The sequence below is a fragment of the Nocardiopsis ansamitocini genome (assembly GCF_030268225.1).
Taxonomy (GTDB): Bacteria; Actinomycetota; Actinomycetes; order Streptosporangiales; family Streptosporangiaceae; genus Nocardiopsis_D; species Nocardiopsis_D ansamitocini.
In genome coordinates this window covers 317,549-342,395 of sequence record NZ_BSQG01000004.1, presented here as the reverse complement: position 1 = coordinate 342,395, position 24,847 = coordinate 317,549, and the positions used below count along the sequence as shown (strand labels likewise).

At 69.3% G+C, this 24,847-nt stretch carries 27 protein-coding genes; 13 read left to right on the top strand and 14 right to left on the bottom strand.

What is annotated here, in order from left to right:
• The first annotated feature begins 15 nt into the window (after window positions 1–15).
• Window positions 16–792, top strand: a complete 777-nt coding sequence (locus QSJ59_RS14050) for a DUF1295 domain-containing protein (RefSeq protein ID WP_285760164.1) — start codon at window positions 16–18, stop codon at window positions 790–792.
• A gap of 244 nt (window positions 793–1,036) precedes the next feature.
• Here the strand turns inward: QSJ59_RS14050 and QSJ59_RS14045 are convergent, their stop codons facing one another.
• From QSJ59_RS14045 to QSJ59_RS14035, 3 genes are read right to left on the bottom strand one after another with little or no spacing between them, the layout of a single operon-like run.
• Window positions 1,037–2,596, bottom strand: a complete 1,560-nt coding sequence (locus tag QSJ59_RS14045; protein WP_285759975.1) for a tripartite tricarboxylate transporter permease — start codon at window positions 2,594–2,596, stop codon at window positions 1,037–1,039.
• A 1-nt stretch (window position 2,597) separates the two neighbouring features.
• Window positions 2,598–3,209 (bottom strand): tripartite tricarboxylate transporter TctB family protein, encoded by a 612-nt coding sequence (locus QSJ59_RS14040; RefSeq protein ID WP_285759974.1) that lies wholly within the window; start codon window positions 3,207–3,209, stop codon window positions 2,598–2,600.
• Complete coding sequence (locus QSJ59_RS14035) at window positions 3,206–4,198, bottom strand: Bug family tripartite tricarboxylate transporter substrate binding protein (RefSeq protein ID WP_285759973.1); 993 nt, start codon at window positions 4,196–4,198, stop codon at window positions 3,206–3,208. Before QSJ59_RS14035 ends, QSJ59_RS14040 begins: the two co-directional genes overlap by 4 nt.
• Window positions 4,199–4,513: 315 nt before the next feature.
• Between QSJ59_RS14035 and QSJ59_RS14030 the strand changes: the two genes are divergently transcribed.
• From QSJ59_RS14030 to QSJ59_RS14020, 3 genes are read left to right on the top strand one after another with little or no spacing between them, the layout of a single operon-like run.
• The gene (locus tag QSJ59_RS14030; RefSeq protein WP_285759972.1) at window positions 4,514–5,308 is read left to right on the top strand and encodes an IclR family transcriptional regulator; all 795 of its coding nucleotides are present in this window, start codon (window positions 4,514–4,516) and stop codon (window positions 5,306–5,308) included.
• Window positions 5,305–6,525 (top strand): CaiB/BaiF CoA transferase family protein, encoded by a 1,221-nt coding sequence (locus QSJ59_RS14025; RefSeq protein ID WP_285759971.1) that lies wholly within the window; start codon window positions 5,305–5,307, stop codon window positions 6,523–6,525. The genes QSJ59_RS14030 and QSJ59_RS14025 overlap by 4 nt, the downstream gene beginning before the upstream one ends.
• Window positions 6,522–7,352 (top strand): citryl-CoA lyase, encoded by an 831-nt coding sequence (locus QSJ59_RS14020; protein ID WP_285759970.1) that lies wholly within the window; start codon window positions 6,522–6,524, stop codon window positions 7,350–7,352. The genes QSJ59_RS14025 and QSJ59_RS14020 overlap by 4 nt, the downstream gene beginning before the upstream one ends.
• A 23-nt stretch (window positions 7,353–7,375) precedes the next feature.
• On the opposite strand, the gene rpmF is transcribed toward QSJ59_RS14020, so the two are convergent.
• Genes rpmF through rpmG form a run of 3 tightly spaced genes read right to left on the bottom strand, consistent with a single transcriptional unit; the run spans window position 7,376 to window position 8,024 of the window.
• Window positions 7,376–7,540: a 50S ribosomal protein L32 gene (gene rpmF, locus QSJ59_RS14015; RefSeq protein WP_285759969.1), complete on the bottom strand. Its 165-nt coding sequence runs from the start codon at window positions 7,538–7,540 to the stop codon at window positions 7,376–7,378.
• A gap of 31 nt (window positions 7,541–7,571) precedes the next feature.
• On the bottom strand, window positions 7,572–7,817 hold the full coding sequence (locus tag QSJ59_RS14010; RefSeq protein WP_285759968.1) for a type B 50S ribosomal protein L31: 246 nt from the start codon (window positions 7,815–7,817) through the stop codon (window positions 7,572–7,574).
• Window positions 7,818–7,859: 42 nt separating this feature from the next.
• On the bottom strand, window positions 7,860–8,024 hold the full coding sequence (gene rpmG, locus QSJ59_RS14005) for a 50S ribosomal protein L33 (protein WP_285759967.1): 165 nt from the start codon (window positions 8,022–8,024) through the stop codon (window positions 7,860–7,862).
• A 200-nt stretch (window positions 8,025–8,224) separates the two neighbouring features.
• Between rpmG and QSJ59_RS14000 the strand changes: the two genes are divergently transcribed.
• Window positions 8,225–9,049 carry an SRPBCC family protein gene (locus QSJ59_RS14000; protein WP_285759966.1) on the top strand — a complete coding sequence of 275 codons (825 nt, stop codon included), beginning with the start codon at window positions 8,225–8,227 and terminating at the stop codon, window positions 9,047–9,049.
• Window positions 9,050–9,123: 74 nt separating this feature from the next.
• On the opposite strand, the gene QSJ59_RS13995 is transcribed toward QSJ59_RS14000, so the two are convergent.
• Both QSJ59_RS13995 and QSJ59_RS13990 read right to left on the bottom strand, forming a co-directional pair.
• Complete coding sequence (locus QSJ59_RS13995) at window positions 9,124–10,092, bottom strand: nucleoside hydrolase (protein WP_285759965.1); 969 nt, start codon at window positions 10,090–10,092, stop codon at window positions 9,124–9,126.
• A gap of 177 nt (window positions 10,093–10,269) precedes the next feature.
• Window positions 10,270–11,358, bottom strand: a complete 1,089-nt coding sequence (locus QSJ59_RS13990; RefSeq protein WP_285759964.1) for an FAD-dependent oxidoreductase — start codon at window positions 11,356–11,358, stop codon at window positions 10,270–10,272.
• Between the two features lie 174 nt (window positions 11,359–11,532).
• Between QSJ59_RS13990 and QSJ59_RS13985 the strand changes: the two genes are divergently transcribed.
• The 4 genes from QSJ59_RS13985 (at window position 11,533) to QSJ59_RS13970 (ending at window position 14,930) form a co-directional block, all read left to right on the top strand.
• A complete protein-coding gene (locus QSJ59_RS13985) occupies window positions 11,533–12,012 on the top strand; it encodes a MarR family winged helix-turn-helix transcriptional regulator (RefSeq protein WP_285759963.1) in 480 nt (159 codons plus the stop codon).
• Window positions 12,013–12,032: 20 nt separating this feature from the next.
• Window positions 12,033–12,455, top strand: a complete 423-nt coding sequence (locus QSJ59_RS13980; RefSeq protein WP_285759962.1) for an organic hydroperoxide resistance protein — start codon at window positions 12,033–12,035, stop codon at window positions 12,453–12,455.
• A gap of 561 nt (window positions 12,456–13,016) precedes the next feature.
• Window positions 13,017–13,742 carry a TetR/AcrR family transcriptional regulator gene (locus QSJ59_RS13975; protein ID WP_285759961.1) on the top strand — a complete coding sequence of 242 codons (726 nt, stop codon included), beginning with the start codon at window positions 13,017–13,019 and terminating at the stop codon, window positions 13,740–13,742.
• Between the two features lie 9 nt (window positions 13,743–13,751).
• Complete coding sequence (locus QSJ59_RS13970) at window positions 13,752–14,930, top strand: FAD-dependent oxidoreductase (RefSeq protein ID WP_285759960.1); 1,179 nt, start codon at window positions 13,752–13,754, stop codon at window positions 14,928–14,930.
• A 158-nt stretch (window positions 14,931–15,088) separates the two neighbouring features.
• Here the strand turns inward: QSJ59_RS13970 and QSJ59_RS13965 are convergent, their stop codons facing one another.
• Together QSJ59_RS13965 and QSJ59_RS13960 are read right to left on the bottom strand one after the other, a co-directional pair.
• Entirely contained in the window at window positions 15,089–15,274 is a 186-nt protein-coding gene (locus QSJ59_RS13965; RefSeq protein WP_285759959.1) for a hypothetical protein, read from the bottom strand.
• A gap of 548 nt (window positions 15,275–15,822) precedes the next feature.
• Complete coding sequence (locus tag QSJ59_RS13960; RefSeq protein WP_285759958.1) at window positions 15,823–16,749, bottom strand: LysR family transcriptional regulator; 927 nt, start codon at window positions 16,747–16,749, stop codon at window positions 15,823–15,825.
• A gap of 94 nt (window positions 16,750–16,843) precedes the next feature.
• On the opposite strand from QSJ59_RS13960, the gene QSJ59_RS13955 reads away from it, so the two are divergent.
• From QSJ59_RS13955 to QSJ59_RS13940, 4 genes are all read left to right on the top strand, one after another.
• On the top strand, window positions 16,844–17,953 hold the full coding sequence (locus QSJ59_RS13955) for an epoxide hydrolase family protein (protein WP_285759957.1): 1,110 nt from the start codon (window positions 16,844–16,846) through the stop codon (window positions 17,951–17,953).
• 55 nt (window positions 17,954–18,008) lie between these two features.
• Entirely contained in the window at window positions 18,009–18,899 is an 891-nt protein-coding gene (locus QSJ59_RS13950; protein ID WP_285759956.1) for a fumarylacetoacetate hydrolase family protein, read from the top strand.
• A 90-nt stretch (window positions 18,900–18,989) separates the two neighbouring features.
• On the top strand, window positions 18,990–19,862 hold the full coding sequence (locus QSJ59_RS13945; protein WP_285759955.1) for an SCO6745 family protein: 873 nt from the start codon (window positions 18,990–18,992) through the stop codon (window positions 19,860–19,862).
• A gap of 272 nt (window positions 19,863–20,134) precedes the next feature.
• Entirely contained in the window at window positions 20,135–20,308 is a 174-nt protein-coding gene (locus QSJ59_RS13940; protein WP_285759954.1) for a hypothetical protein, read from the top strand.
• 495 nt (window positions 20,309–20,803) lie between these two features.
• Here the strand turns inward: QSJ59_RS13940 and QSJ59_RS13935 are convergent, their stop codons facing one another.
• From QSJ59_RS13935 to QSJ59_RS13920, 4 genes are all read right to left on the bottom strand, one after another.
• Entirely contained in the window at window positions 20,804–21,823 is a 1,020-nt protein-coding gene (locus QSJ59_RS13935; protein ID WP_285759953.1) for a hemolysin family protein, read from the bottom strand.
• Window positions 21,820–23,205: a hemolysin family protein gene (locus QSJ59_RS13930; RefSeq protein WP_285759952.1), complete on the bottom strand. Its 1,386-nt coding sequence runs from the start codon at window positions 23,203–23,205 to the stop codon at window positions 21,820–21,822. The genes QSJ59_RS13935 and QSJ59_RS13930 overlap by 4 nt, the downstream gene beginning before the upstream one ends.
• A 283-nt stretch (window positions 23,206–23,488) precedes the next feature.
• Complete coding sequence (locus QSJ59_RS13925) at window positions 23,489–24,049, bottom strand: TrmH family RNA methyltransferase (RefSeq protein WP_285759951.1); 561 nt, start codon at window positions 24,047–24,049, stop codon at window positions 23,489–23,491.
• Window positions 24,050–24,109: 60 nt separating this feature from the next.
• The gene (locus QSJ59_RS13920; protein WP_285759950.1) at window positions 24,110–24,748 is read right to left on the bottom strand and encodes a class I SAM-dependent methyltransferase; all 639 of its coding nucleotides are present in this window, start codon (window positions 24,746–24,748) and stop codon (window positions 24,110–24,112) included.
• Between the last annotated feature and the right edge of the window lie 99 nt (window positions 24,749–24,847).

Here is a 24,847-nt window from a genome sequence, read left to right as displayed (position 1 = left end):
CTGGGCGTCAACTTCATGGTCAGCGTCGTCGCGGTGGCCGCTGTGCTGGTGGCGACGTTCGCCGTGGCCATGCGGGTGGGGCGGCACAGCGTCATCGACGTCGCATGGGGCATCGGATTCGCGGTGGTGGCCCTGGCCACGGCGCTGTTGTCCATCGGACAGGGTGACGCGGCCCGCACCTGGCTCGTGTGCGCCCTGACGGTCGTGTGGGGGCTGCGCCTGGCCCTGCACATCGGCCGCCGCTCCGCGGGAAAGGGCGAGGACCCGCGCTACGCCAGACTGCTCTCCAAAGCGCCGGGGAACCGCACCGCCTACGCGGTGCGCTCCATCTATCTGCTCCAGGGCGCCATCCTGCTGGCGATCTCCATGCCCGTGCAGGTAGCGGGCTACAGCCAGCGTCCGTTGGGCCTTCTGGCGCTGGTGGGCGTCACGGTGTGGGCGATCGGGCTGCTCTTCGAGGCCGTGGGCGACGCCCAACTGGCGCGTTTCAAGGCCGACCCCCGCAACAAGGGCGCGATCATGGACCGCGGTCTGTGGTCGTGGACACGTCACCCCAACTACTTCGGCGACGCCTGCGTGTGGTGGGGAATCTTCCTGGTGGCGGCCGAGGCGTGGCCCGGCGTTCTCACGATCTACGCCCCTGTCGTCATGACCCTGTTGCTCACCAAGGGGTCGGGTCAGCGAATCCTGGAAGCGCACATGCGCGATCGGCCCGGCTGGGCCGACTACGCGCGCCGGACCAGCGGGTTCTTCCCGCTCCCGCCGAAGAAGGCGGGAACGGCGCGCCGTTGAACCGCGGTCGGTCGGACCAGGGGGCCGGCCGACCGCTCGGCGGTTCTCCTCCTGCGCAACCGGTGGGAGGGGAGAGCGGTGGTGCACGTGCCGTGCACCACCGCGTAGAGCGGGCCCGTTCCCCCCGCTTCAACAGGGAGAACGGGCCCTGCCCGGCCTCCGCACCGGGACGGTTCGGTAAGCGGGGCCGGGCGCCCTTTGCCGGAGAGACCGAGGGGGTTCTCCGGCAAAGGGTCCGGGATGGTCAGCGGGGGACGGTGCCTGAGGGGGCCGTCTCCTCCTTGCGGGCGCGGGTCCGCGACCGGGCCCTGGCCACTCCGACGAACGCCACGGCCAGCAGGATCACCGTGTAGATGCCCAACGTGATCGGTCCCGCGAAGAGCACCCCCACGTCTCCCTGGCCCACGGCCAGGGCGCGGCGCAACTCGGTCTCCGCGAGGGGGCCCAGGATCACCGCGATGAGGACGGGGGCCACCGGGATCTCGTAGCGGCGCATCATGAAGCCCAGCAGGCCCAAGAGGATGAGCAACCACAGATCGGCCATGGAGTAGGCGGCCGCGTACACGCCGAGGACCGCGAAGACGGTGATCCCGGCGTAGAGGTAGCGCTTGGGGATCAACAGCAGCTTGGCCCACAACGGCGCGAAGGGCAGGTTCAGCACCAGCAGCATCACGCTGCCGATGAAGAGGCTGGCCAGGAGCGCCCAGACCAGGTCGCCGTTACGTTCGAACAGCAGTGGTCCGGGCTGCATCCCATACTGCTGGAAGGCCGCCAGCATGATCGCGGCCGTGGCGGAGGTGGGCAGGCCCAACCCCAGCAGGGTGCCCATGGCCGTTCCGGCCGTTGCACTGGCCGCTGACTCGGGGGCGGCGACGCCCTCGATGGCGCCCTCGCCGAACTCGTCGGGGCCCTTGCCCCGGCGGGCCCGCATCTTCGCCAGTTTGCGCTCGCTGCCGTAGGCCAGGAACGTCGGGATCTCCGAGCCTCCGGCGGGGATGGCGCCGAAGGGCAGGCCGAAGCCGAGGCCGCGCAGCCACGCGGGCAGTGCGCGGCGCAGGTCCGCGAGGCTCAGCCACGGGGTTCCCGTGCCGCGCAGGACCTCCCTGGACTGGTCGGTGGAACGGTGGATGCGCGAGGCCACGTGCAGGACCTCGCCCAGCGCCAGCAGGCCCACGGTGACGGTGACGATGCTGACGCCCTCGTACAACGAGGGCACGCCCAAGGTGAACCGGGCGGCGCCGCTTTGGGTGTCGATGCCCACCATGGCCACGGTCAGACCGATGGACAGCGCGATCAGTCCGCGCACCATCGACTGCGACACCACCGCCGAGGTCGCCAGGAACGCGAACACGGCGAGCGCGAAGTACTCGGCGGGCCCGAAGCGCAGTGCGATGTCGATGATCACGCCGGAGAAGAACGCCACGATCGCGGTGGACGTCACGGCGCCGATGAAGGCCCCGATGGCGGAGGTGGCCAGTGCCTGGGAGGCGCGGCCCTTCAACGCCATCTTGTGTCCCTCGATCGCGGTGGCGATCGCTGAACTGTTGCCGGGGGTGTTCATCAGGATCGACGTGGTGGAGTCGCCGAACAGGCCGCCGTAGTAGACGGCGGTGAACATGATGAACGCGCCGGTGGGGTCGAGTTTGAAGGTGACCGGCAGCAGCAGGGCCACGGCCATTGCCGAGCCGAGGCCGGGCAGCACGCCCACGGCGGTGCCCAGTGTGACGCCGATGAGTGCCCACAGCAGGTTGGCCGGGGTCAGCGCGGCGGCGAAGCCGCCCATGAGTAGGTCGAGGGTGGCCATGTTAGAGGATGCCTCCCAGGATTCCGGCGGGCAGGTTCAGGCCCAGTCCGGCGACGAAGGCGAGTTGGATGACGGAGGAGAAGACCAGGGCGAGGGTGGCGTCGAAAAGGATCCGCCGCCCGCCGAAGGCGTAGGTCACGCCGAAGAAGAGCACCGCCCCCGACAGCAGCCAGCCCACGGGTTGCAGTGCCAGGGTGAACAGCACCAGGGTGCCCAGGACGATGCCGATGGTCGCCCAGTCGCTGTGGGTGGCGTGGGGACGGGATTCCTCGTGGTGGCCGTCGATGATGGCGCCCACGGCCCCGGTCTGCTCCTGGGCCAGTTCCTCGGCGCTGCGGGGCCCGTCGGTGTCGGGGGTCGCCGGGCGGCGAACCACCTGCACGATCAGTGCGATGCCCGCGACCAGCATCAAAACGGTGACCAGGGTCGGGAAGAACTGCGGTCCCGGGGAGGAGGTGTTGTCCGGGACGCGCATCGACAGTGTCTGCACGCCCACGAAGGCGCCGATGCCGATGGTCAGCAGACCGACGAAGATCTCGCTGCGCCCGCGCCACCAGTCGGTGCGGGCGCCCGGTACAGGCGGGGTGGCGCCGGGAGTGGTGTGGGTGGTCATGACAGTCCAAGGTCTTCGGTGATGGCGGTGATACGGGTGATCTCGGTTCCGAGGAACTCCTCGAACTCCGGACCCGACTGGAAGGTGTCGACCCAGCGGTTGCGCTCCAGGGTGTCCTGCCACTCCGGAGTGGCCACCATGTCGGTGACGATCGCGGTCAGCTCGGCGCGCTCGGCTTCGGTGATCCCGGGCGGGGCCATGAAGCCGCGCCAGTTGGGCAGGACGGCGTCGATCCCCTGCTCGGCGAGGGTGGGGTGCTCGGTCAGTCCGGGCACGCGGTCCTCGGCCGAGACGCCCAGGACGCGGATATTGCCCGCCTCGACCTGGTCGCGGAACTCGTTGTAGCCGGAGACGCCGACGTCGATGTTGTGCGACAGCAGAGAGGTCAGTGCCTGACCGCCGCCGGCGTAAGGGATGTAGTTGACGCTTTGGGGGTCGATTCCCTGATCCTTGGCCACCAGCGCTGCCAGCAGGTGGTCGGTGCCTCCCAGGGATCCGCCGCCCACCGACACGGCTCCGGCGTCCGCGCGCCATGCCTCGACCAGGTCGCCCATGTCCTCCAGCGGAGAATCCGCCGGCACCACGAACACCTCGTAGTCGTCGGCGACGCGGGCGATGGGGGTGACGTCCTCCAGGGTCTGGGCGGAATCGTTGACGACGATGCCGCCGATCATCACGGTCCCGGTGGTCATCAGGCTGGTGGCGTCGCCCGCGCGGCGTACGGTCTGGGCCAGGCCGATGGTGCCTCCCGCACCGGGGATGTTGACGACCTGGGTGTTGGCGACGAGGTCGTTGACGCGTAGCGCGTTTTGGGTCTCGCGCCCCACGAGGTCCCAGCCGCCGCCGGGGTCGGCGGGAACGACGATGTTGAGCCGTTGGCGGGCCTCGGCTGCGCCGTCGTCGGACAGGCCGGCGTTGACCGCCGCTGCCGCCACGACCGCGACCGCGGCCAGGGCTCCTGCTGAGCGGAGTATCCGCTGTTTGCCCATCAGGTCACTGCTTCCCGATCACTTGGTCCACTGTATGGACCAAGGGGTCCGTTAAATGGCTTGGAACATGATGCGGGTCACATCGGGGACTGTCAATGCGATTGCTCGCGACTTTTGCCGTTTTGTCGCTGACTTGCGCGATGGTATGGCGGTTTCGCCCTCGTCAAATTGTGGTGAACAGTGCGACGGCCGCAAGGAAGGCCGCTGGTGGAGGGTGGCTTCCTCGATGGCGGTGCGGTCGGTTACGCTGAACGGAATAGTCCATCAAATGGAATTAATGGTCCACCTGACGGACCGCACTATGGAGGGGTGCCGATGGCTGACACCGAACCCGACGGCAGCGTGCGCAGCGTCCTGCGCGCACTGGACCTGCTCGCGCTCTTCGACGAGGAGCACCAGCGCCGGTCCATCCGCGAGCTCACCACGCTCAGCGGGTTGGCCAAGACCACGGTCCTGCGTCTGGTGGGCACCTTGGAGCAGCGCGGCCTGCTGTGGGCGCGCCCCGACGGGCAGATCGGGGTCGGCCCCGGCCTGCTGCGCTGGTCCCGCCTGGCCCAGGCCGCCTGGCAGCTTCCCGAGGCCGTGCGCACCGTCATGCGCGGCCTCGTCGCCGAAACCGCCGAGACCGTCAACCTCTACGTCCGCAGTGACGCGGTGCGACTGTGCGTGGCCCAGCAGGACGGCCCGCAGAAACTGCGCCACGTGGTCAACGTCGGGGACGAGATGGTGCTGTGGGGCGGGGCGGCCAGCAAGGTGCTGCTCGCCCAGGCCGACGACGCCCTGCTGCTGCGGGTCGCCGCCCTCTCCCCGCACGGCCCCGGCCACGCGCGGACCCTGCGCGCCGACGTGGAGCGGGCCGCGCGGGAGGGCCACGCCGTCAGCCACGGTGAACGCGAGACCGGCGCCTCCGGCGTCGCGGCTCCCGTGCTCGCTCCCGGCGGTGGTTCGGTCGTGGCGGCACTGGCGGTGGGCGGACCCACCGCGCGCTTCACCCCCGAAGCCGTCCAGGGGTTCACCACGGCCGTCACCCGTGCCGCGGCCCGCATTTCCGAGATCGGCCTGGACCCCGCCGGCGGAGACGGCCCCACCACCGGGGCGGGGGCGCTGTGAGCACCGACACCCCCGAGGAGGCCCTGCTCGCCGGAGTGCGCGTCCTGGACCTCACCAACGTGCTGGCCGGCCCCTACGCCGGCTACCAGTTGGCGCTCATGGGAGCCGACGTGGTCAAGGTCGAGGTCCCGGGTTCGGGCGACCTCGCCCGCCAACTCGGCGGCTCCCCCCAACTCAACGCCGACCTCGTCGGGGCGTCCTTCCTGGCCCAGAACGCCGGCAAGCGCTCACTCACCCTCGACCTCAAGCACGAACGCGGCAAGGAGGTCATGGAACGCCTGGTGGCAGGGGCGGACGTGCTGCTGGAGAACTTCCGCCCCGGCGTTCTGGCGCGGCTCGGTTTCGGCTGGGACCGGCTGCGCGCGATCAACCCCGGCCTCGTCTACTGCGCGGTCTCGGGCTTCGGCTCCGCGGGGCCCATGCGGCAGCGACCCGCCTACGACCAGATCATCCAGGGCCTCTCCGGAATGATGGGAGCCACCGGCACCCCCGACACCGGTGCCCTGCGTGCGGGTTTCCCGGTCGCCGACGTCATGGGCGGGCTGGCCGCGGCCTTTGCCATCAGCACCGCACTGGTGCGCCGCGAACGCACCGGTGCGGGGGCCTTCCTGGACGTCTCCATGCTGGAGACCGCGATCACCGCTATGGGCTGGGGGGTGTCCAACTACCTCACCACCGGTGCCGAGCCGGCGCGCATCGGCAACGAGAACGCCACCGCCGCCCCTTCGGGGACCTTCGCCACCGGTGAGGGCGACCTCAACATCGCCGCCAACAAACAGGAGCAGTTCGTGGCCCTGTGCGCGGTGGCCGACTGCCCCGAACTGGCCACCGACCGCCGTTTCGCCGCTCGGGAGGACCGCAAGCGCAACCGGGAGCAGTTGCGGACGGAACTGGAGAAGTTCCTGGTCCGTCGCTCGGCTCTGGAGTGGGAGGAGTTGTTGGCCGCCGCGGGCGTCCCCGCCGCGCGGGTGCTGGGGGTCGCCGACGCCCTGGACCTGGACCAGGTGACCTACCGCGGACTGGTCCACGAGATGGACTTCCCCGGCGCCCCCGACCGCCGACTGCGGGTCCTGGGCAACGGAGTGCACGTGGACGGCAGAGGCCCCGTCCCGGCCCGCCGTCCGCCGCTGCTGGGCGAGCACACCGACGAACTGCTGAGCGAGCTCGGATGGGACGACGCCGCGATCCGCGAACTGAGAGAGGACGGTGCGACATGAGCGCTGCCGCAGACACCCCCATGACCCGGGGCGAGGTCGGCGACTGGTGGGCGACCGGGGTGACCCGCATCGCCCCCGGGGAGATCGAACTGCGGGGTTACCCCGTGCAGGACCTCATCGGGCGTGCCACGTTCGTGGACACCGTCTGGTTGATGCTGCGCGGGGAGTTTCCCGATCCCGCCCGCTCCCGTCTGCTGGAGGCGGCACTCATGGCCGCGGTGGACCACGGCCCCCAGGCCCCCTCGATCGCGGCCGCGCGTATGGCGGCCACCTGTGGTGTGGGCCTCAACAACGCCGTCGCCACGGGGGTCAACCTGCTCGGTGACGTGCACGGGGGAGCGGGGCAGCAGTGCATGGAGCTGCTGGCGGACCTGCGCGCCAGGCACGACGAGGGAGCGGCGCTGGACGACGCGGCCGGCGCGATCGTGGCCGAGCACCGCGGGCAGGGACGCTACGTTCCCGGGTTCGGGCACCGTTTCCACCCGCGTGACCCGCGCCGTGATCCGCTGCTGGACCTCGTGGAGAAGGCCGTGGCGGAAGGGGTGGTCGAGGGACGGTCCCTGGAGGCCGCGCTGGCGCTGGAGGCGGCACTGGCCCGGGGGCGCACGCGTCCGGTGCCGATGAACATCGACGCCGCCACGGCCGTCATCTACGCCGAGCTCGGGTTCGCCCCCGAGCTCGGCCGAGGGTTGTTCGTCCTGTCCCGCTCGGTGGGGATTCTGGCCCACGCATGGGAGGAGCGCCAGAGCGGGGCGCGTATCAAGGGGCCGCTGCCCCGTTCGGTGCTGGCCGGCTACACCGGTCCCGCTTCGCGCACCCTGCCCTGAACACCCGGTCGCGCCGGGCTCCCCTAGAGGCTCAGGAGTCCGGCGCGATAGGCGGGAACCAGGTTGAAGGGCACGCGCCCGGTTCGTCCGCCCACGGTGATCTCCACCAGGTGCGGGGCATGCGCCGTCCACTGGGAACGGCGTTTGCGGGTGTTGGAGCGCGACATCTTGCGTTTGGGAACGGCCATGGGTGGTCCTTCGTCGGATCGGGGTCGATGGTCAGGAGCGGCTGTAGCGCTGCTTGAAGCGCTCGACACGGCCGGCGGTGTCCACCACCCGGCCCTTGCCCGTGTAGAACGGGTGGCTGGCCGAGGAGATCTCGACGTCGATGACGGGATAGGTGGTGCCGTCCTCCCACTCGACGGTGTTCTGACTCGTGGCTGTGGAGCGGGTCAGGAAGGCGAGGCCGCCGACCCGGTCACGGAAGACGACGGGGCGGTAGTCGGGGTGGATTCCGGTTCGCATGGTGATTGTCTCCAAGAGGTCGGTGCGTGGGGTGGTCGGTGCTCAGCGCTCTTCGCGGAAGTCCACGTGCGCGCGCACCACCGGGTCGTACTTGCGCAGCACCATCCGGTCGGGGGTGGTGCGCCGGTTCTTGCGGGTGACATAGGTGAAGCCGGTGTTTGCAGTGGACTTCAGCCTGATGACCGGGCGGGTGTCGTTTCTGGCCATGGAGTGCCTTCCTGGGGTCGCGGGCTCCGTGCGGGCCCGTGATCAGTACAAGCAAATGGTAACGGTTTTCATTCCCGATTGGTGACGGGTCTTCCCTCCGACCGATGTGACCAATTCCGCGCATACGCGACGCCCGTCGCGGTTAGGGTGCCAGCAGCGCCTGCCGCGCCGTTCGAGCAGGAAACCGAGGGGAACGACCAATGTCGACCGTTCACCAACCTGTCCGCGCGTCGATTCGCATCGACGCGCCTCCCGCCACCGTCTATGCCGCGCTCACCGACGCCGACGCCATGCGCCGCTGGTTCGCCGAGTACGCCGACATCGCCCCCGACCAGGGGCGCTACGCCTTCTGGGGGCGCTACACCCCCGGTCCGGCCCGTCCGGCCCAGCGCCTGGTGCACGTCGACCCGGGCCGGCTGCTGCGACTGGACTGGGAGCTGTCCGGGACGACCACCCGTGTGGAGATCGCCCTGGAGGGAACCGGCACCGGACCTACCGACGTCCGCGTCACCCACGAGCCGGCCCCGGCGGGAAGCGCCCTGACCCGTTTTTGGACCCTGGCATTGGGGGTGCTCGCCGAACACACCGAGGGGCGGGTGCTGTCGCCCCGCTACGACCTCACCCCCGTCACCGACGGGGTCGCCCGGGCCCGCATCCCCATCAAGGCCGACCGTGACGCGGTCTTCGCCTGCCTCACCGACCCGCGGTCCGTCGCGAAGTGGGCCGGAGAGGCCGCCTCGGTCCAGGCGGAAGTGGGCGGACACTACGACCTCGGCTGGGGGCCCGGCCCGGGGCGAATCCGCGTGCTGGAGCGCGGACGCGAACTCGCCCACACCTGGCCCCGCTCCGACGCCCTGGTGCGGTGGCGCCTGTTCGACTCCGGTCACTGCACGCGCCTGGAGCTGACCCACGGCCCCTTCGACGACACCACCCTGGCCGCTGCGCTCCAGGGGGACTGGCAGCGTTCACTGCGTGCGCTGCGCCGCGTGGGGGAGAGCCGCGGTGGCCGGCCGGCCACCGTCTGATCCGCCTCGGAAACGGGCGACGCCCCGCCCCGGAACTTCTCCGGCCGGCGGGGCGTGATCCGTATCGCTCCTGGTCAGTCCGCGCAGGAGAAGGGGCGCTGCGGGGTGGTGGGGGTGGCCAAGAGGGTGCGCAGGTAGCCGTAGAAGCCTTCGGAGTCGATCTCCTCGATCACGGTGGCATTGGCGTCGAGGCCGTGCACCCCCCACGACATCGCCGAATAGCCGCGGGTCAGCTCGCCTGAGGTCTCCACGTCCACGTGGTAACCGGCACTGCGCCGCACCAGCTCCGGGTGCAGCAGCAGCGCCGCCGTCAAGGAGTCGGGGTGTGTGGTTCCGTCGATGCCGACACTGCGGTCGAACTCCAGGGTCGCGGCGCACACCCTGGTGAAGAAGTCCGACAACGGGGTGCCCAGATCCGCGATCGCGGCAAGGCGCTCGTCGCCGAAGACGGCCTGGCGCAACGTGAGCGGGTCCCACGGCACGACCACCACCTCGAAGCCGGCCGCGAACACCGCCTTGGCGGCCTCGGGGTCCACGTAGAAGTTGAACTCCGCGGCCGCGGTGATGTTGCCCCGCCCGTTGTTGGAGCCGCCCATCACGTAGAGCGTCTTGACGTTGGCGGCGAAGCCGGGATCCTTGAGCTGCGCGGCGGCGATGTTGGTCAGCGGGCCGATCGCCACGATCGACAACTCCCCGGGCGACTGCGCGGCCATGCGCACCAGCGCGTCCACGGCGTGCTCGTCCTGAGGGGCGAGACCGGTGACGTCCATGTCCAGGCCGCCCGCACCGTCGCCGTGCACGTTCTCCGCGCTCTCCCACGGCCGCATCATCGGCCGGCGCGACCCCAGGTACACCGGGACCTCCCCCAGCCGCCCGGCCGCGTTGAGGGTCAGCCACGCGTTGTGCACCTGCCGGTCGAAGCCCACGTTGCCGGCGACCATGGTGATCGCCCGGAGGTCGGCCAGCGGGTCCAGCAGTCCCACCAGCAGGGCGACGCAGTCGTCCTGGGCGGTGTCGGTGTCGATGACGAGCGGAACGGTCATGGGCCTCTCCTGCACAGGTGCGATGCCGATCGGGCGAACCCCCTACCGGCGGCGATCGCCGGTTCCGGGATGCGCACCACCACGCCAATGCGGCCGGTTGCACCAGGGGCGCCGCCTGGAACGGGACGCTATCACTGAAGAGCAGCAAAAACGGTATCGATGGGAGCAACCGGGCATTCAGTGTGCACGTGCATCCTGACGTCCCGCTGCCACCTCCCGGGCAGCCACGGCGGCGGCCCGGTGTGCGCTGATCATGCTGGCGGAGGGCCCGTACCCCACCAGGTGAACCCGGGGGTCCACCGCGGTGCGCGGCCCCTTCATCGCGATCCCGCCCAGCTCCGAGCGCAGCCGTAGCGGAGCCAGATGGCCAAGGGCCGGCCGGAACCCGGTGGCCCACACCAGCACGTCGGCACGCTCGGTGGAACCGTCGGCCCAGGCAACGCCCTCGGGCGTGATCCGCTCGAACATCGGCCGGGCGGTCAGCACCCCGCGCTGGGCGGCCCGTTCCACCGCCGGTGTCATGGTCAACCCCGTGTAGCTGACCACGCTGCGCAGCGGCTTGCCCTGGGCCACGCGCGCGGCCACCGCGTCGGTGACCGCCACGAGGTCGGCCTCGGTCAGCCCTTTGTCCCGGAACTCCGGTGGTCGGCGAGTCACCCATACGGTCGTTGCGACGGTGGCGATCTCGGCAAGGATCTGCAGGGCGGAATGCCCTCCGCCCACCACGATCACCCGCAGCCCGGCGAACTCCTCGGGGGAGTCGTAGCCGGCGGCGTGCAGCTGGCGTCCGCCGAAGGTGGCCGCTCCGTTGACCGAGGGAAGGAAGGGGCGGTCCCACGTGCCGGTCGCGTTGACCACGGCGCGGGCCCGCCAGGTGCCGGTGTCGGTCTCCACCAGGAGCGGACCGGTCCGCTCGTGCTTCCCTCCGGGGTCGGCGTCGGTGACCCGGCGAACCACGACCGGGCGCCGCACCGGCAAGCCGAAATGCTTTTCGTAGCGGGCGAAGTAGGCGGCGACCTCGGGCCCACTGGGCGGGGCCTCGCTCAAGCGCTCCCACTTCAGTCCGGGCAGCCGGGTGTAGGCGGGGGGAGAGATGAGCCGGACCGAGCGCCACACGTGCTGCCACGCCCCACCGGGTTGCGGTCCGCGGTCCACGATGACGAAGTCGCTCTCCGGACGCAGCCCCCGTTTGGTCAGGTAGTAGCCGGTGGCCAGTCCGGCCTGGCCACCGCCCAGGACGATCGTGTCCACCTCGTGCACCGGCATGGTCGCGTTGCCCCGTCTGTTCGTCGTGTCGCGCCGCTCCCGTGCGGCGGTCCTGCCCGATTGTCAACAACGCGTGTGGCTCCGGACTGTTCCCGATGGGGGGCGAATACAATAAGTTGTGCACAACCTGGTTGTGTGTAATGCGAAAGTAGCCGTGAGAGGGGGTCGGCCGCCATGGTCGGATCGGACGCAACCGCCAACCTGTCGTTGGACAGCCAACTCTGCTTCTCCATCTACAGCGCCTCCCGGGCGCTGACCGGTGTCTACCGCGAACTCCTCGATGAGCTCGACCTCACCTATCCCCAGTACCTGGTCATGCTGGTGCTGTGGGAACACGACGCGCTGTCGGTGAAGGAGCTCGGAGCTTCGTTGCGACTGGACTCGGGAACCCTGTCGCCGCTCCTGCGGCGGCTGGAGCTCCGCGGCCTGGTCCGTCGTTCGCGTACCGACAACGACGAGCGGATCGTGCGCGTCGCGCTCACCGAGGACGGCATCGAGGCGCGTCGCCGCGCCGAAGAAGTACCGCAGCGTGTGCTGTGCTCGACCGGCCTGTCGATGGAGCAGGTGAGGCTCCTGAAGCCTCTGCTGGACCAGCTCACCGAATCGGTCGTCTCTGCCGGCCGCGACGCCACGCGAACCCAGACCGTTTCATGATCACGAGGAAAGGGCGCACCATGAAGACTCTCTACACCGCTAAGGGCACCGCCGAGGGCGACGGCCGTACCGGTACCGGCAGCACCGACGACGGCCGCCTCGAGGTAGAGCTCTCGGTTCCCAAGGGGATGGGTGGTGACGACGGCCCGGGGACCAACCCCGAGCAGTTGTTCGCCGTGGGCTACGCCGCCTGTTTCCACGGCGCGCTCAAGGGGGTCGCGCGCAAGGAGAAGGAGTCCGTCGAAGGGTCCTCCGTCACCGCCGAGGTGAGCCTGGGCACCGGTGGCGACGGCTTCGGCCTGGAGGTCCTGCTCGACGTCACGATCCCGGGCGCCGATCAGGCCACCGCGGCCGACCTGGTGGAGAAGGCGCACCAGATGTGTCCCTACTCCAGGGCCACCCGCGACAACATCGACGTCACCCTCAGGGTCAACGGCATCTAGGTCCGTCCCGGCCCCGGTCTCCCGGATCAGGGCGGCACCAGACGGCGGGCGTTGGCGCTGGTCCCTGACTGCCCCTGGCCTGGTCGGGCTCCGAAGCCAGCCGGGCCAAGGGCAAGGAGCAACGGAGGACCTGGTCTGCCTGCTCGGCGAGGGGTGGGAGGGACGGGCGCTGATCATCGCGGCCACCGTCCTGGCCCACGCGGAAGCGGAGAGGAAACCTGCCGCGATCACCGCCGCACCGGCCCAGGAGCGGGTGCGGTCCGGCCGGCGACCCCTATGGCGGCTGCGCAAAGAGGGGCGTTCGCGTGACCTTCTTCTTGATCTACGCCGTAAACCTGGCACTTTCGTTGATTCCGACGCTATCGAACAGGCACGGATAAGCCACGACTCCGCCTGGCGGACGCGGTTTCCATGGCTTCGACCGGGCGGCCCCGGGGGGCAGCGGTCCACGCTGCGCCGCCGGGCCCGACCGGCTCTGCCCCTGACCGAGTACCCCTTCCCCTGCAAAGCGATTGCCTGAATGAACTTGTTCGTAACGAACTTGTTCGTTAATTTGTGGGTATGGAGAAGCAACCACGTAGTCGACGCACCAGGCCGGCCAAGCCGGCCCTCTCGCGCAAGTGGATCATCGCGGAGACCGTCAAGATCATGCGGACCGAAGGCCTGGAGAAGGCGACGATGCGCCGAGTCGCCCAGGCCCTCGACACCGGCCCGGCCTCCCTGTACGTGTACGTCGCCAACACCGCCGAACTGCACGCGGCGGTCCTGGACGAGCTCATCGGATCACTGCCTCAGGACGGCCCGGGGGATTGGCAGGAGCGCATCCACACTCTCCTGGGCGCCTACAGCGACCTCCTGTTCCGGTATCCGGGGCTGGCGCGCTCCGCCCTGGCCCTGCGCCCCGCCGGTCCCCACACGATCCGCCTGTTCGACCGCGTTCTCGGACTCCTCATCGACGGCGACGTGCCGGCCGACCGTGCGGCATGGGGAACGGACCTGCTCCTACAGCAGGTCACCGCGACCGCCGCCGAACACGGCGACCCCGGCTCGGACGGCATCGACGCACCGGTCGGCGGCGAGGCCAAGACGCACGCCCTCGAACGCGCGGTGCGCACCGCGGTCCCCGCCACAGCGCCCCATGTCGCCGCCCATGCCGACGCCGTGCTCGCGGGCCCGCCATCGGCACGCTCCACCTGGGCGATCCACGTACTGCTCACCGGCATCGCGGCCACACCGATCCCTCGGCAACCGCGAACGAATCCGGCTCCGCTCGCAGACCTCGGCTAGGGGACGACCATGACCACGCACCATCCCATCGCCATCCTGGGCGCCGGACTCGGCGGCCTGACGGCCGCCCGCGTCCTGCACGTCAAGGGCATCGAAGCCGCCGTGTTCGACCTGGAAGCCGGCCGGGACGCCCGTTCCCAGGGCGGAATGCTCGACATCCACGACACCAGCGGCCAAAAAGCCGTTCGATCCGCCGAGCTCTGGGACGCGTTCGCCGACATCATCCGCCACGGCGGGGAGGCCATGCGCATCCTCGACCACACCGGCGCCGTCCTACGCGAAGAAGCCGACGACGGACGCCTGAAGCGACCAGAGGTCGACCGCGGACAGCTGCGCGACATGTTCCTGGACGCCCTGCCCCAGAGCATCGTCCGCTGGGGCCACAAGGCCACCGCCGCCCGCCCCCTGCCAGGCGGGAACGGCCGGCACGAGGTCACCTTCGCCAATGGACACACCATCACCACCGACCTGCTCATCGGCGCGGACGGTGCCTGGTCGAAGGTCCGGCCGCTGGTCACCGACGCCTGGCCCGCCTACACCGGGATCTCGTTCGTCGAAGCCGACCTGTTCGACGCGGACGACAGGCACCCCGAGCAAGCGGCTGTCATAGGCGAAGGGATGCTGTTCGCGTTCCGTGGGACCACCGGCTTCCTCGGTCACAAGGAATCTGACGGAAGCCTGCACACCTACCTGGGCTTCCGCGTTCCCGAGGAGTGGCTCGACACCATCGACTTCACCGACACCCCGGCCGCACGCAAGGCCGTCCTCGACCGGCTCGGCGGATGGGACGAGGGGCTGCGGGGCCTCGTCGAGCACGCCGACGCCCCGCTCATCCCCCGGCGTATCCACGCCCTGCCTCCCGGGATCAGCTGGGCGCGCGTCCCCGGCGTGACACTACTGGGCGACGCCGCCCACCTGATGTCACCGTTCGCCGGCGAAGGCGCGAACCTGGCCATGTACGACGGGTCCCTGCTCGCTCTGGCCATCGCCGCCCGTCCCGGTGACACCGAAGCGGCGCTGGCCAGCTACGAGGCCGACCTGTTCCCGCGCTCGGGGGCCTCGGCCCACGAGTCTGCGCAGAGCCTGGAGATGCTCTTCAATGAGGAGTCGCCGAAGGGGCTCCTCGAGATGTTCGAGCAGATCGACACGCAGATCGCGGCCGCCGAACAAGCACCGCCGACCGCGTGACCGATCTGTCGTAGGCGGCCCCGGGTTTGGCCACGAACTTGTGTCCGATGCTGCGCGCTTCGGCGGCCAGCAGGGCGCTCACACCGGCCTCGAATTCCTCCAGGGCGGGGAGCAGTGGGCGCGGCCGATCTGGTCTTCGGATCCTGTGGTAATCCTCCTCACCCCTGTCCCTCTCGCGGCGGCCTCATCATGGCGGCCACCGTCCTGGCCCACGCATGGGCGGCGAGGAAACCGGCCGCGATCACCGCCGCGCCCGGCCCCGCGCCGGCCGGGGAGTAGGCCCAGGAGCGGGTGCGGTCCGGCCTGCGGGCCCTGTGGCGGCTGCGCAAAGAGGGGCTGCTCACCGAAGAGGAGTTTCAGACGAAGAAAACCCGGTTCCTGGACGGCGTCTAGCATCGAGAAGAGGGGCGTTCGCTTGACGTTCTTCTTAATCTACGTTGTAAACCTGTCGCTTTCGCTGATGCCACCCCGATCAAACGGATACGGCCTAATTCTCCCGAAGTTACGGCGAGCCGTAAGGTAACCGCTGAGTAACTTCGAGGGCGGTCAGATCCCCGGAGGGATACCTGCGTTCATCGCGTGGAGGCAGTGGCCGTCCAGCTCAACGGACGCCCACGCAAAACGCTCGGCTGGGATACCCCAGCCGAGCGCCTCGCTAAGCTGCTCGCGACGAGCAACTGACCTTCGGTGTTGCAACGACCCCTAGGATCCGCCGACGCGCGAGGTGCAGCCCTGCCCGCACATGCCTTGATCGGGCGCGGCCCGCTCGGCGTCGTCCGGTTCAGCGGCGCGTAGGACGTCCCTGGAGGAGCCCCCGATCTTGTCGGACGCTGTAGCGGCAGCCCAGGCACGGGCCATGGTCGCTTGCGTATGCGGGCGGAGCTGCCGCTGATCATGGGGTGCGGATCGGTCCTGCAGGGTGGGTTCCGGTGAGCAGGGCTTCGGCATGCTTGCGGAAATCGGTGACCAGACGGCTGCGGTCGCCGGTGCGCGTGGCGAGTACGACCTGGCTCGGTTCGACCCCGTGCAACGGGACGGTGGTGAGGCTGGGATGCAGGCCGGTCGCGTGGTCGAGGGGAGGCCCGATGGCCACGGCCTGCCCGGCGGCGATGAGTTCGTGTTTGTCCTCGAGGGCTTCGACCAGGGGGCCGTCGGGCGCGGGCCGCCCGTCGGGCCGGGGATCGAGCCGCCAGTAGGCGTTGAGTAACGGGTCGGACTGGCGTACGCGGGGGATCGGCTCGTCGGCGATGTCGCCGAGGGTTACCGACTCCTTGCCGGCCAGACGGTGGTCCCGGGACACGACCAGCACGCGCGGTTCGTCGTAGAGGACGGTGACGCGCAGCCGATCGGTGGGGAACGGCAGACGCGTCACCACCGCGTCGACGCGGTGCTCCAGCAGTGCGCCGCGCGAGTCATTCCAGGCGAGCAGGCGGGTGTGGACCTCGGCATTGGGGTTGCGGCCCCGCAGGGCCCGCACGGCCGCAGTGATGGCCAGCCCCTTGGTGTAGCCGATGGTGATGCTGCTGGGCCGGGCCGAGGCCCGGGTGCGGGCCATCGCCTCGACCGCGGCGCGCAGCAACCCCTGGGCCTGGGGCAGGAAAACCTCGCCGGCCTCGCTGAGCCGGGTGCCGCGCGTGGTGCGGTCGAGCAGGCGGACGCCCACTTGCTGTTCGAGGCGGCGGATCTGTCGACTCAGCGACGGCTGGGTGGTGTGCAGCGCTTCGGCGGCACGGCCGAAGTGCTGGTACTTGGCGATCACCGTGAAGCACTGCACCAGCCGGAGGTCGAGGTCCACGGGTGCGGGGAAGAGTTCGGACACAACCTCACTTTAGCTGGCCTTATACGCGGCTTGTATTACGTGTGTCGGAACAATCATTGGACTGCGGCCTCGTCGCGGCCGCACAGTGGTGACCATGACATCGGACAGCGTGACACCGTTTCGTATCGACATTCCGGACAGTGCCCTGGGGGATCTGAAGGACCGGCTCCACCGGGTGCGCCTTGCCGGCCGGGAGACAGCGCCGGACAGCAGTCAGGGGGTGCAGCGGGAGCGCCTTGAGGAGTTGCTGGAGTACTGGGCCACCGGGTACGACTGGCGCGATCTGGAGCGGCGGCTCAATGAGCTGGGCCAGTTCCGCACGACCATCGACGGTCTCGGCCTGCACTTCATGCACGTGCGCTCACCCCGACCCGGCGCCATCCCCCTGCTGCTGCTGCACGGATGGCCGGGCTCGTTCCTGGAGTTCCTCAAGACCGTCGGCCCGCTCACCGAGCACGGTTTCCACCTCGTCGTCCCCTCGATGCCCGGCTACGGCTTCTCCGACCAACCCGCCTCGACAGGCTGGGACCCGGACCGGATCGCCCGCGCGTACGGCGTGCTCATGCGGCGCCTCGGTTATGACTCCTACCTGGCCCAGGGAGGCGACTGGGGCGGTGTCGTCGCGACCCGCATGGGGGCGCAGCGCCTGAAGGGTCTGCGTGCGGTCCACGTCAACTTCCCTGAGTTCCTCGCCGCACCACCGGTCGGCGACGCCCCGACCCCTGAGGAGAAGGCCGCACTCGAACAGGGCCGCCGCTTCTTCGCCGTCCATTCCGGGTACCACGTCGTGCAGCGCACCCGGCCGCAGACCATCGGCTACGCCCTGACCGACTCCCCGGCCGGGCAGGCCGCCTGGATCTACGAGAAGTTCCTCGACTGGGCCCGGCCCGATGCCCTCACCCCCGACGAGATCCTCGACCACATCTCCCTGTACTGGTTCACCGGCACGGCTGCTTCCGCGGCCCGCCTGTACTGGGAGTACGCCCGGCAGCCGCTCGCTCTGACTGAGCTGGACCTTCCCGTCGGTGTCAGCGTCTTCCCGGACGAACTGACGCGTACCCCGCGTATCTGGGCCGAGCGCGCCTATCACGACCTGCGCTACTTCAACGACGACATCCCCGCAGGCGGCCACTTCGCCGCCCTGGAGCAGCCTGAGCTGTTCGTCGAGGAGATCGTCAAGTTCGCGCGGGCGGTGGCCGCATGAAGACGGTCGTGATCACCGGGGGAACGAACGACTACACCCGGGAGGTGCTTGCCCGATGAAGTGGGCCAGCTACCGCTCCGCCGACGGCTCCACGCGCTGCGGCGTTGTGCACGACAACGAGATCCACGCCGTGGGCATGGGCCTGTTGGAGCTGCTGCGCGCCGAGGGCGGGCTGGAGGCCGCCGCAACCAGGGAACCGACTGAGGTCGTCGAGCTGGCTACGGCCGACCTGCTGGCGCCGATACCGGTGCCCCCGGCGGTCCGGGACTTCGCCGCGTTCGAACGCCACATCAGTAACGCGGGTAAGGCAGCGGTTGGCGACGGCAGGGTCAGCCCGGTCTGGTACGAGTATCCGCTCTTCTACTTCTCCAACCCGGCGGCGATCAAGGGACCGCACGACGAGGTCCCCCTCGCCCCGGGGGCTCAGTTGTGGGACTACGAGGTCGAGGTCGCCGCGGTGATCGCCGGGGACTGCTCGAACCTTGACGCCGCCACGGCGGAGAATCACATCGCCGGCTACCTGGTCTACTGCGACTGGAGCGCACGCGATATCTCCGCGAGCGAGATGGGGTTCGTGTACGGCCCGTCCAAGAGCAAGGACACCTCGACCAGCCTCGGCCCGTTCCTCGTGACCCCCGACGAACTGGAGCCCTACCGCTCGGGCAAGGGCTATGCGTTGCGGATGGACGGGTACGTCAACGATGAGCATTACGGCGGCGGCAGCTGGGACGAGATCCACTGGTCGTTCGGCGAGATGCTGGCGCACGCGTCGCGCGGCACCTCGCTGCGAGCCGGTGACATCATCGCCAGCGGCCCCGTGGGCACCGGCTGCATCCAGGAGTTGTCCGGCCGCCGCCGCTACCTGGCACCGGGAGACACGGTCCGGATCGAAGTGCAGGAACTCGGCGCGATCTCCGTACAGATCACCGCGCCAGAGCAGTCCTGACTTACCGGATACACCAAAGACGATCTTGATCCTTCCACTTGCCGGGAGACCACCGCAATGCATCTCACCAGTACCTTCGCTCGCGCTGACATGGATCTGAATGCCGTCCGCGAGGTCAGCCTCACCATCAACGCGACTCACCTGTTCGTCTACTTCATCCCCGAGGCGCCGGAAGAGGCCGCCAAGCTGGGCGTAACCGAGTACGGGCCGGCGTACTTCGCGTTCCGGTCAGCACCGATGGGCGCGGTCCCGTGGCAGGTCACACTCGCGGCCTTCTACAACTTCAGCCCACGGTCGGTGCAGGCCATGGCAGGCGTGTGGGACACAGCGACGCCAGAGGAGTGGCAGGACGCCCGCTTCGCAGCCGTCGATCGTGCGTTGCAGCGCGTCGACGTGAGCCTCGCCGCCGATCAGATCGCTGAGGCACGATCGCTCATCGACCCGGTCGTCGCGAGCGCCGACTACGCCGGGAAGACGCTGGCCGCCGCCAACGCCTCGGTCCCCCTCCCCGCCGATCCGCTCGTCGCGCTATGGCAGCAGATCACGGTGCTGCGCGAGTGGCGCGGCGACGCGCATTTCACCGTCCTCGCCGCCAACGACCTCGGGCCGTGTGACTGCAACGTTCTGCAAACCGCGACAGGTCACTTCCCGGAAGCGATCGCGCGTGCCACCCGACTGTGGGACGACGGGGAGGTGGCTGCGGCAACGACGCGCCTCGTCGCACGCGGCTGGCTCAACGCCGACGGCACCGCTACCGATGCCGGCGTCGCGGCGCGCGAGCAGATCGAGGTCGAGACCGACGAGCACTGCGCGGCGCTGTGGACGCCGATCGGCGACGCCGATGTCCGTCGCCTCACCTCGCTCATCATGCCGATCCACGGCGCGTTCACCGCAGCCAGGACATACCCCTTCCGTGTGGAGATGGGAGACACGCAGTCCGCGGATCCGAAGGCCGCCAGGTAGGCGCCGTTCTCGTGGAGCCGGGACGAACGGACATGTAGGCCTGGTTCGTCCGAAGCTCCGGTGAGCCGCAAAGTGACCGCTGAGTAGTAGCTTCGGGGATGGCCAGGTGTTCATCGCCAGCGGCTACTTCTGGAAACACACGCACCGGTCGCCTGCGTCGGACCCTCGCCTTGCCTGGCGGACGAACACCGCGCCTTCGCCGACAAGCTGGCCGCCTCCACCGACCTGGGTGCGGCGGCCCGCTCACCGACACCTCCGTACGGGCCTGAGTGGTGCGCGACTACCGCCGCACGCTTGAGAACACGCGCACCGCCCGCGGCAGCCACCTGTCGGCGGCCACCACCAAAAACCGCCTGGCCGCCATCCCGGGCCGCTGGGCCTGGGACCTGAGCGGGGGCGGGCTGCCCGCCGACTTCGACGAGGCGACCTATCACGCGGCGTCGTGACGGCACTGATCGAGAGCGGTCCGTGGGGCCTGTCCCCGTCGAAGGGACGAGGTGCGCATCGGGCGGTCCCTCTCGCGGCGGGGGAGGGGAGGGCTCGGTCGTGGGCAGCCGTGCGCCCAGTGGGCGGACTCCGCTCCGGGGGAGTGGGGAAGCGCGTTGGGGAGCCTGCTCCGAGAAGGGCACAAGAGAATCGTGGCCGTGGATCGTAGGGATCTCTCCGATGGTTCGCTCCGTGGGAAAACAGTATCGCTCGACTCTTAAAAATCTACACCGTAAAGGTGGCTGTGTTGTTCTACAAACAACAGAGCCACTACACAAATCGAGTGGCAAGCCACCAGATACTCCTAGGATGCGCCCAAAAATGCGACATCGGGGGCGGATCGGACGTGTTTTTGCCGACGATGGTCACTCGCTGTACAGGGCATTACGCAGAGTTTCCCCACAGGCGAACGGCCCGGCACCCGTGAGGGGCCGGGCCGTCGGACGGCGAGCGGATCAGACCGCTGCGGGGTGCTCGCCGGTCAGCAGCAGCCGGTCGAGCATGTCCTGCAGGGTGACCAGGCCGATCAGGTTCTCCTCTTCCTCCACCAACGCCAGGTGGGTACGGCTTTCCCGCATGATGCTCAGCGCCGCGTAGATCGGGGTCGCCGCGTCCAGGGTCAGGACCGGGCGCATCAGCTCGGCGGCGGTGGTCTCCGAGCCGCTGGTGAGCGCGTCCCGCACGTGCAGAACACCGAAGGGCTCGTCCTCACCCACCACCAGTCGCAGGTGCCCGCTCTCGCGCGCTACCCGCTTGATGGTGTCCAGGCCGGCGTCGGGCGCCACCCCCGCCAGTTCGTCCTTCGGCGTGATGATGTCGCGCAGTGGACGGGAGTTGACCTCCAGCGCGGTGGCCAGCTGTGCGCGCCGTTCGGGGTCCAAGGAACCGGCCTTGGCCGAGTGCTCCACCAGTTCGCGCAGATCGTCGGCGCTGTGTCCGCCGCTGACCTCGTCCACGGCCTCCACGCCCACCCGGTGCAGGCACCAGTTGGCCATGCCGTTGAGGACCACCAGGACGGGGCGGGTGAACCACATGAACGCCCGCATCGGGATCGCCAGCATGGTCGCCGACTTCTCCGGGTGCGAGATCGCCCAGGACTTGGGCGCCATTTCGCCCACGACCAGGTGCAGGAAGGTCACCACGATGAGGGAGACCACGAAGGAGACCACATAGGAGACCGCGTCGGGCATCCATCCGTGGAAGAGCGGCTCCAGAAGGTGGTGGACGGCCGGTTTGGTGATGGCGCCCAGCGCCAGCGTGCACAGCGTGATGCCCAGCTGGGAACCGGCCAGGAGCAGCGAGAGGTCGCGGGCGCTCTTGAGCGCGGCGCGCGCCGAGGCGCTGGTCTCCGCCGCCTCCTCCAGGCGGTATCGGCGGGCGGCCACGAGAGCGAACTCGATGGCCACGAAGAACGCGCTGAGACCGATGATCGCCACGGAGATGATCATGGCCAGCCACGGGTTCATGTCGCTCACGCGGTCACCTCCTCTTCGACGGAGGAGGCCGTGGTGGCCTCGTTCAGTTCCAGCCGCACGGTCTCGGGGACGTGGCGGTCCACGTTCTCGACCGTGAGGGTGATGACGTGGTCGGGGTCGGCGTCGTGCGCTCCCGGGTGGCGGGGAAGGTCGACGGTGACGTGGTCTCCGGGGGCGGGCAGGCGCCGCAACCGGTTGATGACCAGGCCGCCGATGGTCTCGTAGTCGCCTTCGGGCAGGTCGTGCCCGAGGAGGCGCTCGACCTCGTCGACGTGGATGGCGCCGGGCAGGAGCCAGCTTCCGTCGTCGCCGACGCGGGCTTCGCCTTCGTCCTCGGGGTCGTGTTCGTCGGCGATCTCGCCGACGAGCTCTTCGGCGATGTCCTCGGTGGTGATGACACCGGCGAGGCCGCCGTACTCGTCGACGACGCAGGCGAACTCGTCGTCGGCCTCGCGGAGCTGGGCCAGGACGGTGGCCAGGGGGAGCGAGGTGGGGACCATGACGGCGCTGCGGGCGATCTCCGACACCTGGACGGTGTCGAGTTCGCGTTCGCCCAGTGCCAGGACGTCGCGCAGGCAGATGACTCCGATGATGTCGTCGACTCCGTTGCCGAGGACGGGGAAGCGGGAGTGGCCGGTGGCCATGAGTTCCACGACGCGGCTGACGGGTTCGTCGGCTTCGACGGAGGCCACCTGGGGCCTGGGGATCATGGCGTGGTCGGCGGTGCGCTCGTAGAAGTCCAGTGTCCGGTCGAGCAGTGTGGAGAGTTCGGCGGGGAGGTCGCCGCTGTCGCGGGACTCCTCGACGATGCGTTCCAGGTCACGGGGTGTTGCCGCGTGCTGGACGTCTTCGACGGGTTCGATCCGTACTGCCTTGAGGAGCAGGATCGCGGCCTGGTCGAAGAGCCAGATGAGCCAGCCGAATGCCTTGAGGTAGATGCCGGTGGACAGGGCCAGCCAGCGGGCCACGGGCTCGGGTCGGGCGATGGCGAGGTTCTTGGGAAAGAGCTCGCCGAAGACCATCTGTACGACGGTGGAGAAGAGCAGGGCCAGGGCGGTACCCAGGGCGACTCCTACGCCTTGGGGGACGCCGACTCCGCCGAGGAGCTGTCCGATTCCGGAGCCGATCATTGGTTCGGCGACGTATCCGACGAGCAGTCCGGTGACGGTGATGCCCAGTTGGGCGCCGGACAGCATGAAGGAGGTCCGGTTGGTGATGGAAAGTGCGCGGCTTGCGCCGGTGTCGCCGGCGGCGGCGCGGGCTTTGAGGCGGGATCGGTCCACCGCCATGTAGCCGAACTCTTGGGCGACGAAGTACCCGGTGGCGACGGTGATCAGGAAGACCACCAGTGCTCCGAGGAGGATGTTCAAGATGATGGTCATGACGCACGCACCGCCTCGGAGCGGTCAGGCTCGGTGCGCACGCTGCTTGGTGAAGGAGGTTCGTCTAAGTCGGAAGCACAGCGTCCGGTGTGGACGCTGCTCGTACTTCGGGACGGGTCCATTGTCCTCTCTCATGTCTCGGGTGTAGGGAAATACGCTCGTTGAGGCTGAGAAGTTCCCATGTTGGGCGTTATCCAACCCTGGTTGAGGGTTTTTGCCCAATGATGTGGGTTCGCCGGGGCTCCCGCGGGCGTTGTGCCTGGCGGGAGGGGCGGGGCGGGGTTTAGTGCATGGCCGGGTCGTCCGCTGTGGCGGGGAGGGTTTCCCATTCGCGTCGGCGGGTTTCGGCGATGGCGATTGCGGTCGCGGTGGCGACGTTGAGGGAGCCCACGCGGCCGATCTGGGGGATGTAGGCGGTTGCGTCGGCAGCGGCGAGGAGGGCTGGTGAGCAGCCGTGGTCCTCGGCGCCGACGGCGAGGCAGATGTCGCCGGTGAGCGGGGTGTCGTGCAGGGGCAGGGCGTCGCGGGCGAGTTCGATGGCGACGATGCGGTATCCGGCTGCGCGGGCTGCGGTGACGGCTTCGCCGGTGGTGGCGAGTTTTTCCCAGGTGACCTTGGCGTCGGTGCCGAGTGCGGTCTTGCCGACTTGGGGGTGGTCGGGGGTGATGGCGTTGCCGGTGAGCCAGATGGTGTCGACTCCCAGGGTTGCGCTGGTGCGCAGGATGGAGCCGAGGTTGAAGGGTTGGGTGACCGATTCGACGATGAGGCTGATTCGGCCATTGGTGCGCCTGCGCCATTGGCGGTTGAGTCGTTTGACGTCGGTGGGGCGCAGTTGCGTGCTCACCTGGTGTGCGTTCCTCGTATCTGGGGTTGGGTGGCGGTCGGTGTTGAGCTTACCGGCAGGTCAGGTGTTGTTGGTGGTGCGCAGGATTCTATATCCGGCGCGGGTGGCGATGCGGGTGGCGGGGTGGTTGTTGGTGTCGAGCCAGCGTTGGAGGGAGTCGGCGCCGAGGTTTTTGTGGACGACGAGGTGGGCGTGTGCGCCGGGTGCGAGGCGGCCGAGCCAGGTGCGGAGCAGGGTGTGGAGGATGGGTTTTCCGACGCGGATGGGGGGGTTGGACCAGATGGCGGCGAAGGGCCCGGTGAGGAGTTGGGGGGTGTCGGGTTCTTGGTCGGGGGTGGGGGTTGCGTCGGGGGTGATGTGGCGGAAGCGGGTGTTGGTGAGGGCGTGGGCGGTGGCGTTGGTGCGGGCGAGGGCGAGGGCGCGGTTGTTGACGTCGAGGCCGAGGACGGTGGCGTCGGGGGCGCGTTTGGCCATGGTGAGGGCGATTGGGCCGTAGCCGCAGCCGATGTCGAGGAGGGTGCCGTGTTGGGGGGGTGGTGGGGCGGTTTCGAGGAGGATGCGGGTGCCGAGGTCGATGCGGTCGGGGGAGAAGACGCCGCGGTCGGTGGTGAGGGTGAGGTGGAGGTCGGGGAGGACGAGGTCGATGGTGGCGGTTTTGTGGGGGGTGTCGGGGTCGGGGTTGAAGTAGTGCGAGGTCACGGTGGGTGACGCTACCAGGGTTTGGGTGGGTGGGGTGGGTTGCTCCGATTGGCAGACCGTCTGGTCGGTATTGTTTGGTTTCGGTGGTGTCGGCGTGGG

What these genes read in the sequence shown, in the direction of transcription:
- QSJ59_RS14050 (WP_285760164.1), top strand. Translation starts at nt 16, where the DNA reads ATGGTCAGCGTCGTCGCGGTGGCCGCTGTGCTGGTGGCGACGTTCGCC.
- QSJ59_RS14045 (WP_285759975.1), bottom strand. Translation starts at nt 2,596, where the DNA reads ATGGCCACCCTCGACCTACTCATGGGCGGCTTCGCCGCCGCGCTGACC.
- QSJ59_RS14040 (WP_285759974.1), bottom strand. Translation starts at nt 3,209, where the DNA reads ATGACCACCCACACCACTCCCGGCGCCACCCCGCCTGTACCGGGCGCC.
- QSJ59_RS14035 (WP_285759973.1), bottom strand. Translation starts at nt 4,198, where the DNA reads ATGGGCAAACAGCGGATACTCCGCTCAGCAGGAGCCCTGGCCGCGGTC.
- QSJ59_RS14030 (WP_285759972.1), top strand. Translation starts at nt 4,514, where the DNA reads ATGGCTGACACCGAACCCGACGGCAGCGTGCGCAGCGTCCTGCGCGCA.
- QSJ59_RS14020 (WP_285759970.1), top strand. Translation starts at nt 6,522, where the DNA reads ATGAGCGCTGCCGCAGACACCCCCATGACCCGGGGCGAGGTCGGCGAC.
- rpmF (WP_285759969.1), bottom strand. Translation starts at nt 7,540, where the DNA reads ATGGCCGTTCCCAAACGCAAGATGTCGCGCTCCAACACCCGCAAACGC.
- QSJ59_RS14010 (WP_285759968.1), bottom strand. Translation starts at nt 7,817, where the DNA reads ATGCGAACCGGAATCCACCCCGACTACCGCCCCGTCGTCTTCCGTGAC.
- rpmG (WP_285759967.1), bottom strand. Translation starts at nt 8,024, where the DNA reads ATGGCCAGAAACGACACCCGCCCGGTCATCAGGCTGAAGTCCACTGCA.
- QSJ59_RS14000 (WP_285759966.1), top strand. Translation starts at nt 8,225, where the DNA reads ATGTCGACCGTTCACCAACCTGTCCGCGCGTCGATTCGCATCGACGCG.
- QSJ59_RS13995 (WP_285759965.1), bottom strand. Translation starts at nt 10,092, where the DNA reads ATGACCGTTCCGCTCGTCATCGACACCGACACCGCCCAGGACGACTGC.
- QSJ59_RS13990 (WP_285759964.1), bottom strand. Translation starts at nt 11,358, where the DNA reads ATGCCGGTGCACGAGGTGGACACGATCGTCCTGGGCGGTGGCCAGGCC.
- QSJ59_RS13985 (WP_285759963.1), top strand. Translation starts at nt 11,533, where the DNA reads ATGGTCGGATCGGACGCAACCGCCAACCTGTCGTTGGACAGCCAACTC.
- QSJ59_RS13980 (WP_285759962.1), top strand. Translation starts at nt 12,033, where the DNA reads ATGAAGACTCTCTACACCGCTAAGGGCACCGCCGAGGGCGACGGCCGT.
- QSJ59_RS13975 (WP_285759961.1), top strand. Translation starts at nt 13,017, where the DNA reads ATGGAGAAGCAACCACGTAGTCGACGCACCAGGCCGGCCAAGCCGGCC.
- QSJ59_RS13970 (WP_285759960.1), top strand. Translation starts at nt 13,752, where the DNA reads ATGACCACGCACCATCCCATCGCCATCCTGGGCGCCGGACTCGGCGGC.
- QSJ59_RS13955 (WP_285759957.1), top strand. Translation starts at nt 16,844, where the DNA reads ATGACATCGGACAGCGTGACACCGTTTCGTATCGACATTCCGGACAGT.
- QSJ59_RS13950 (WP_285759956.1), top strand. Translation starts at nt 18,009, where the DNA reads ATGAAGTGGGCCAGCTACCGCTCCGCCGACGGCTCCACGCGCTGCGGC.
- QSJ59_RS13945 (WP_285759955.1), top strand. Translation starts at nt 18,990, where the DNA reads ATGGATCTGAATGCCGTCCGCGAGGTCAGCCTCACCATCAACGCGACT.
- QSJ59_RS13930 (WP_285759952.1), bottom strand. Translation starts at nt 23,205, where the DNA reads ATGACCATCATCTTGAACATCCTCCTCGGAGCACTGGTGGTCTTCCTG.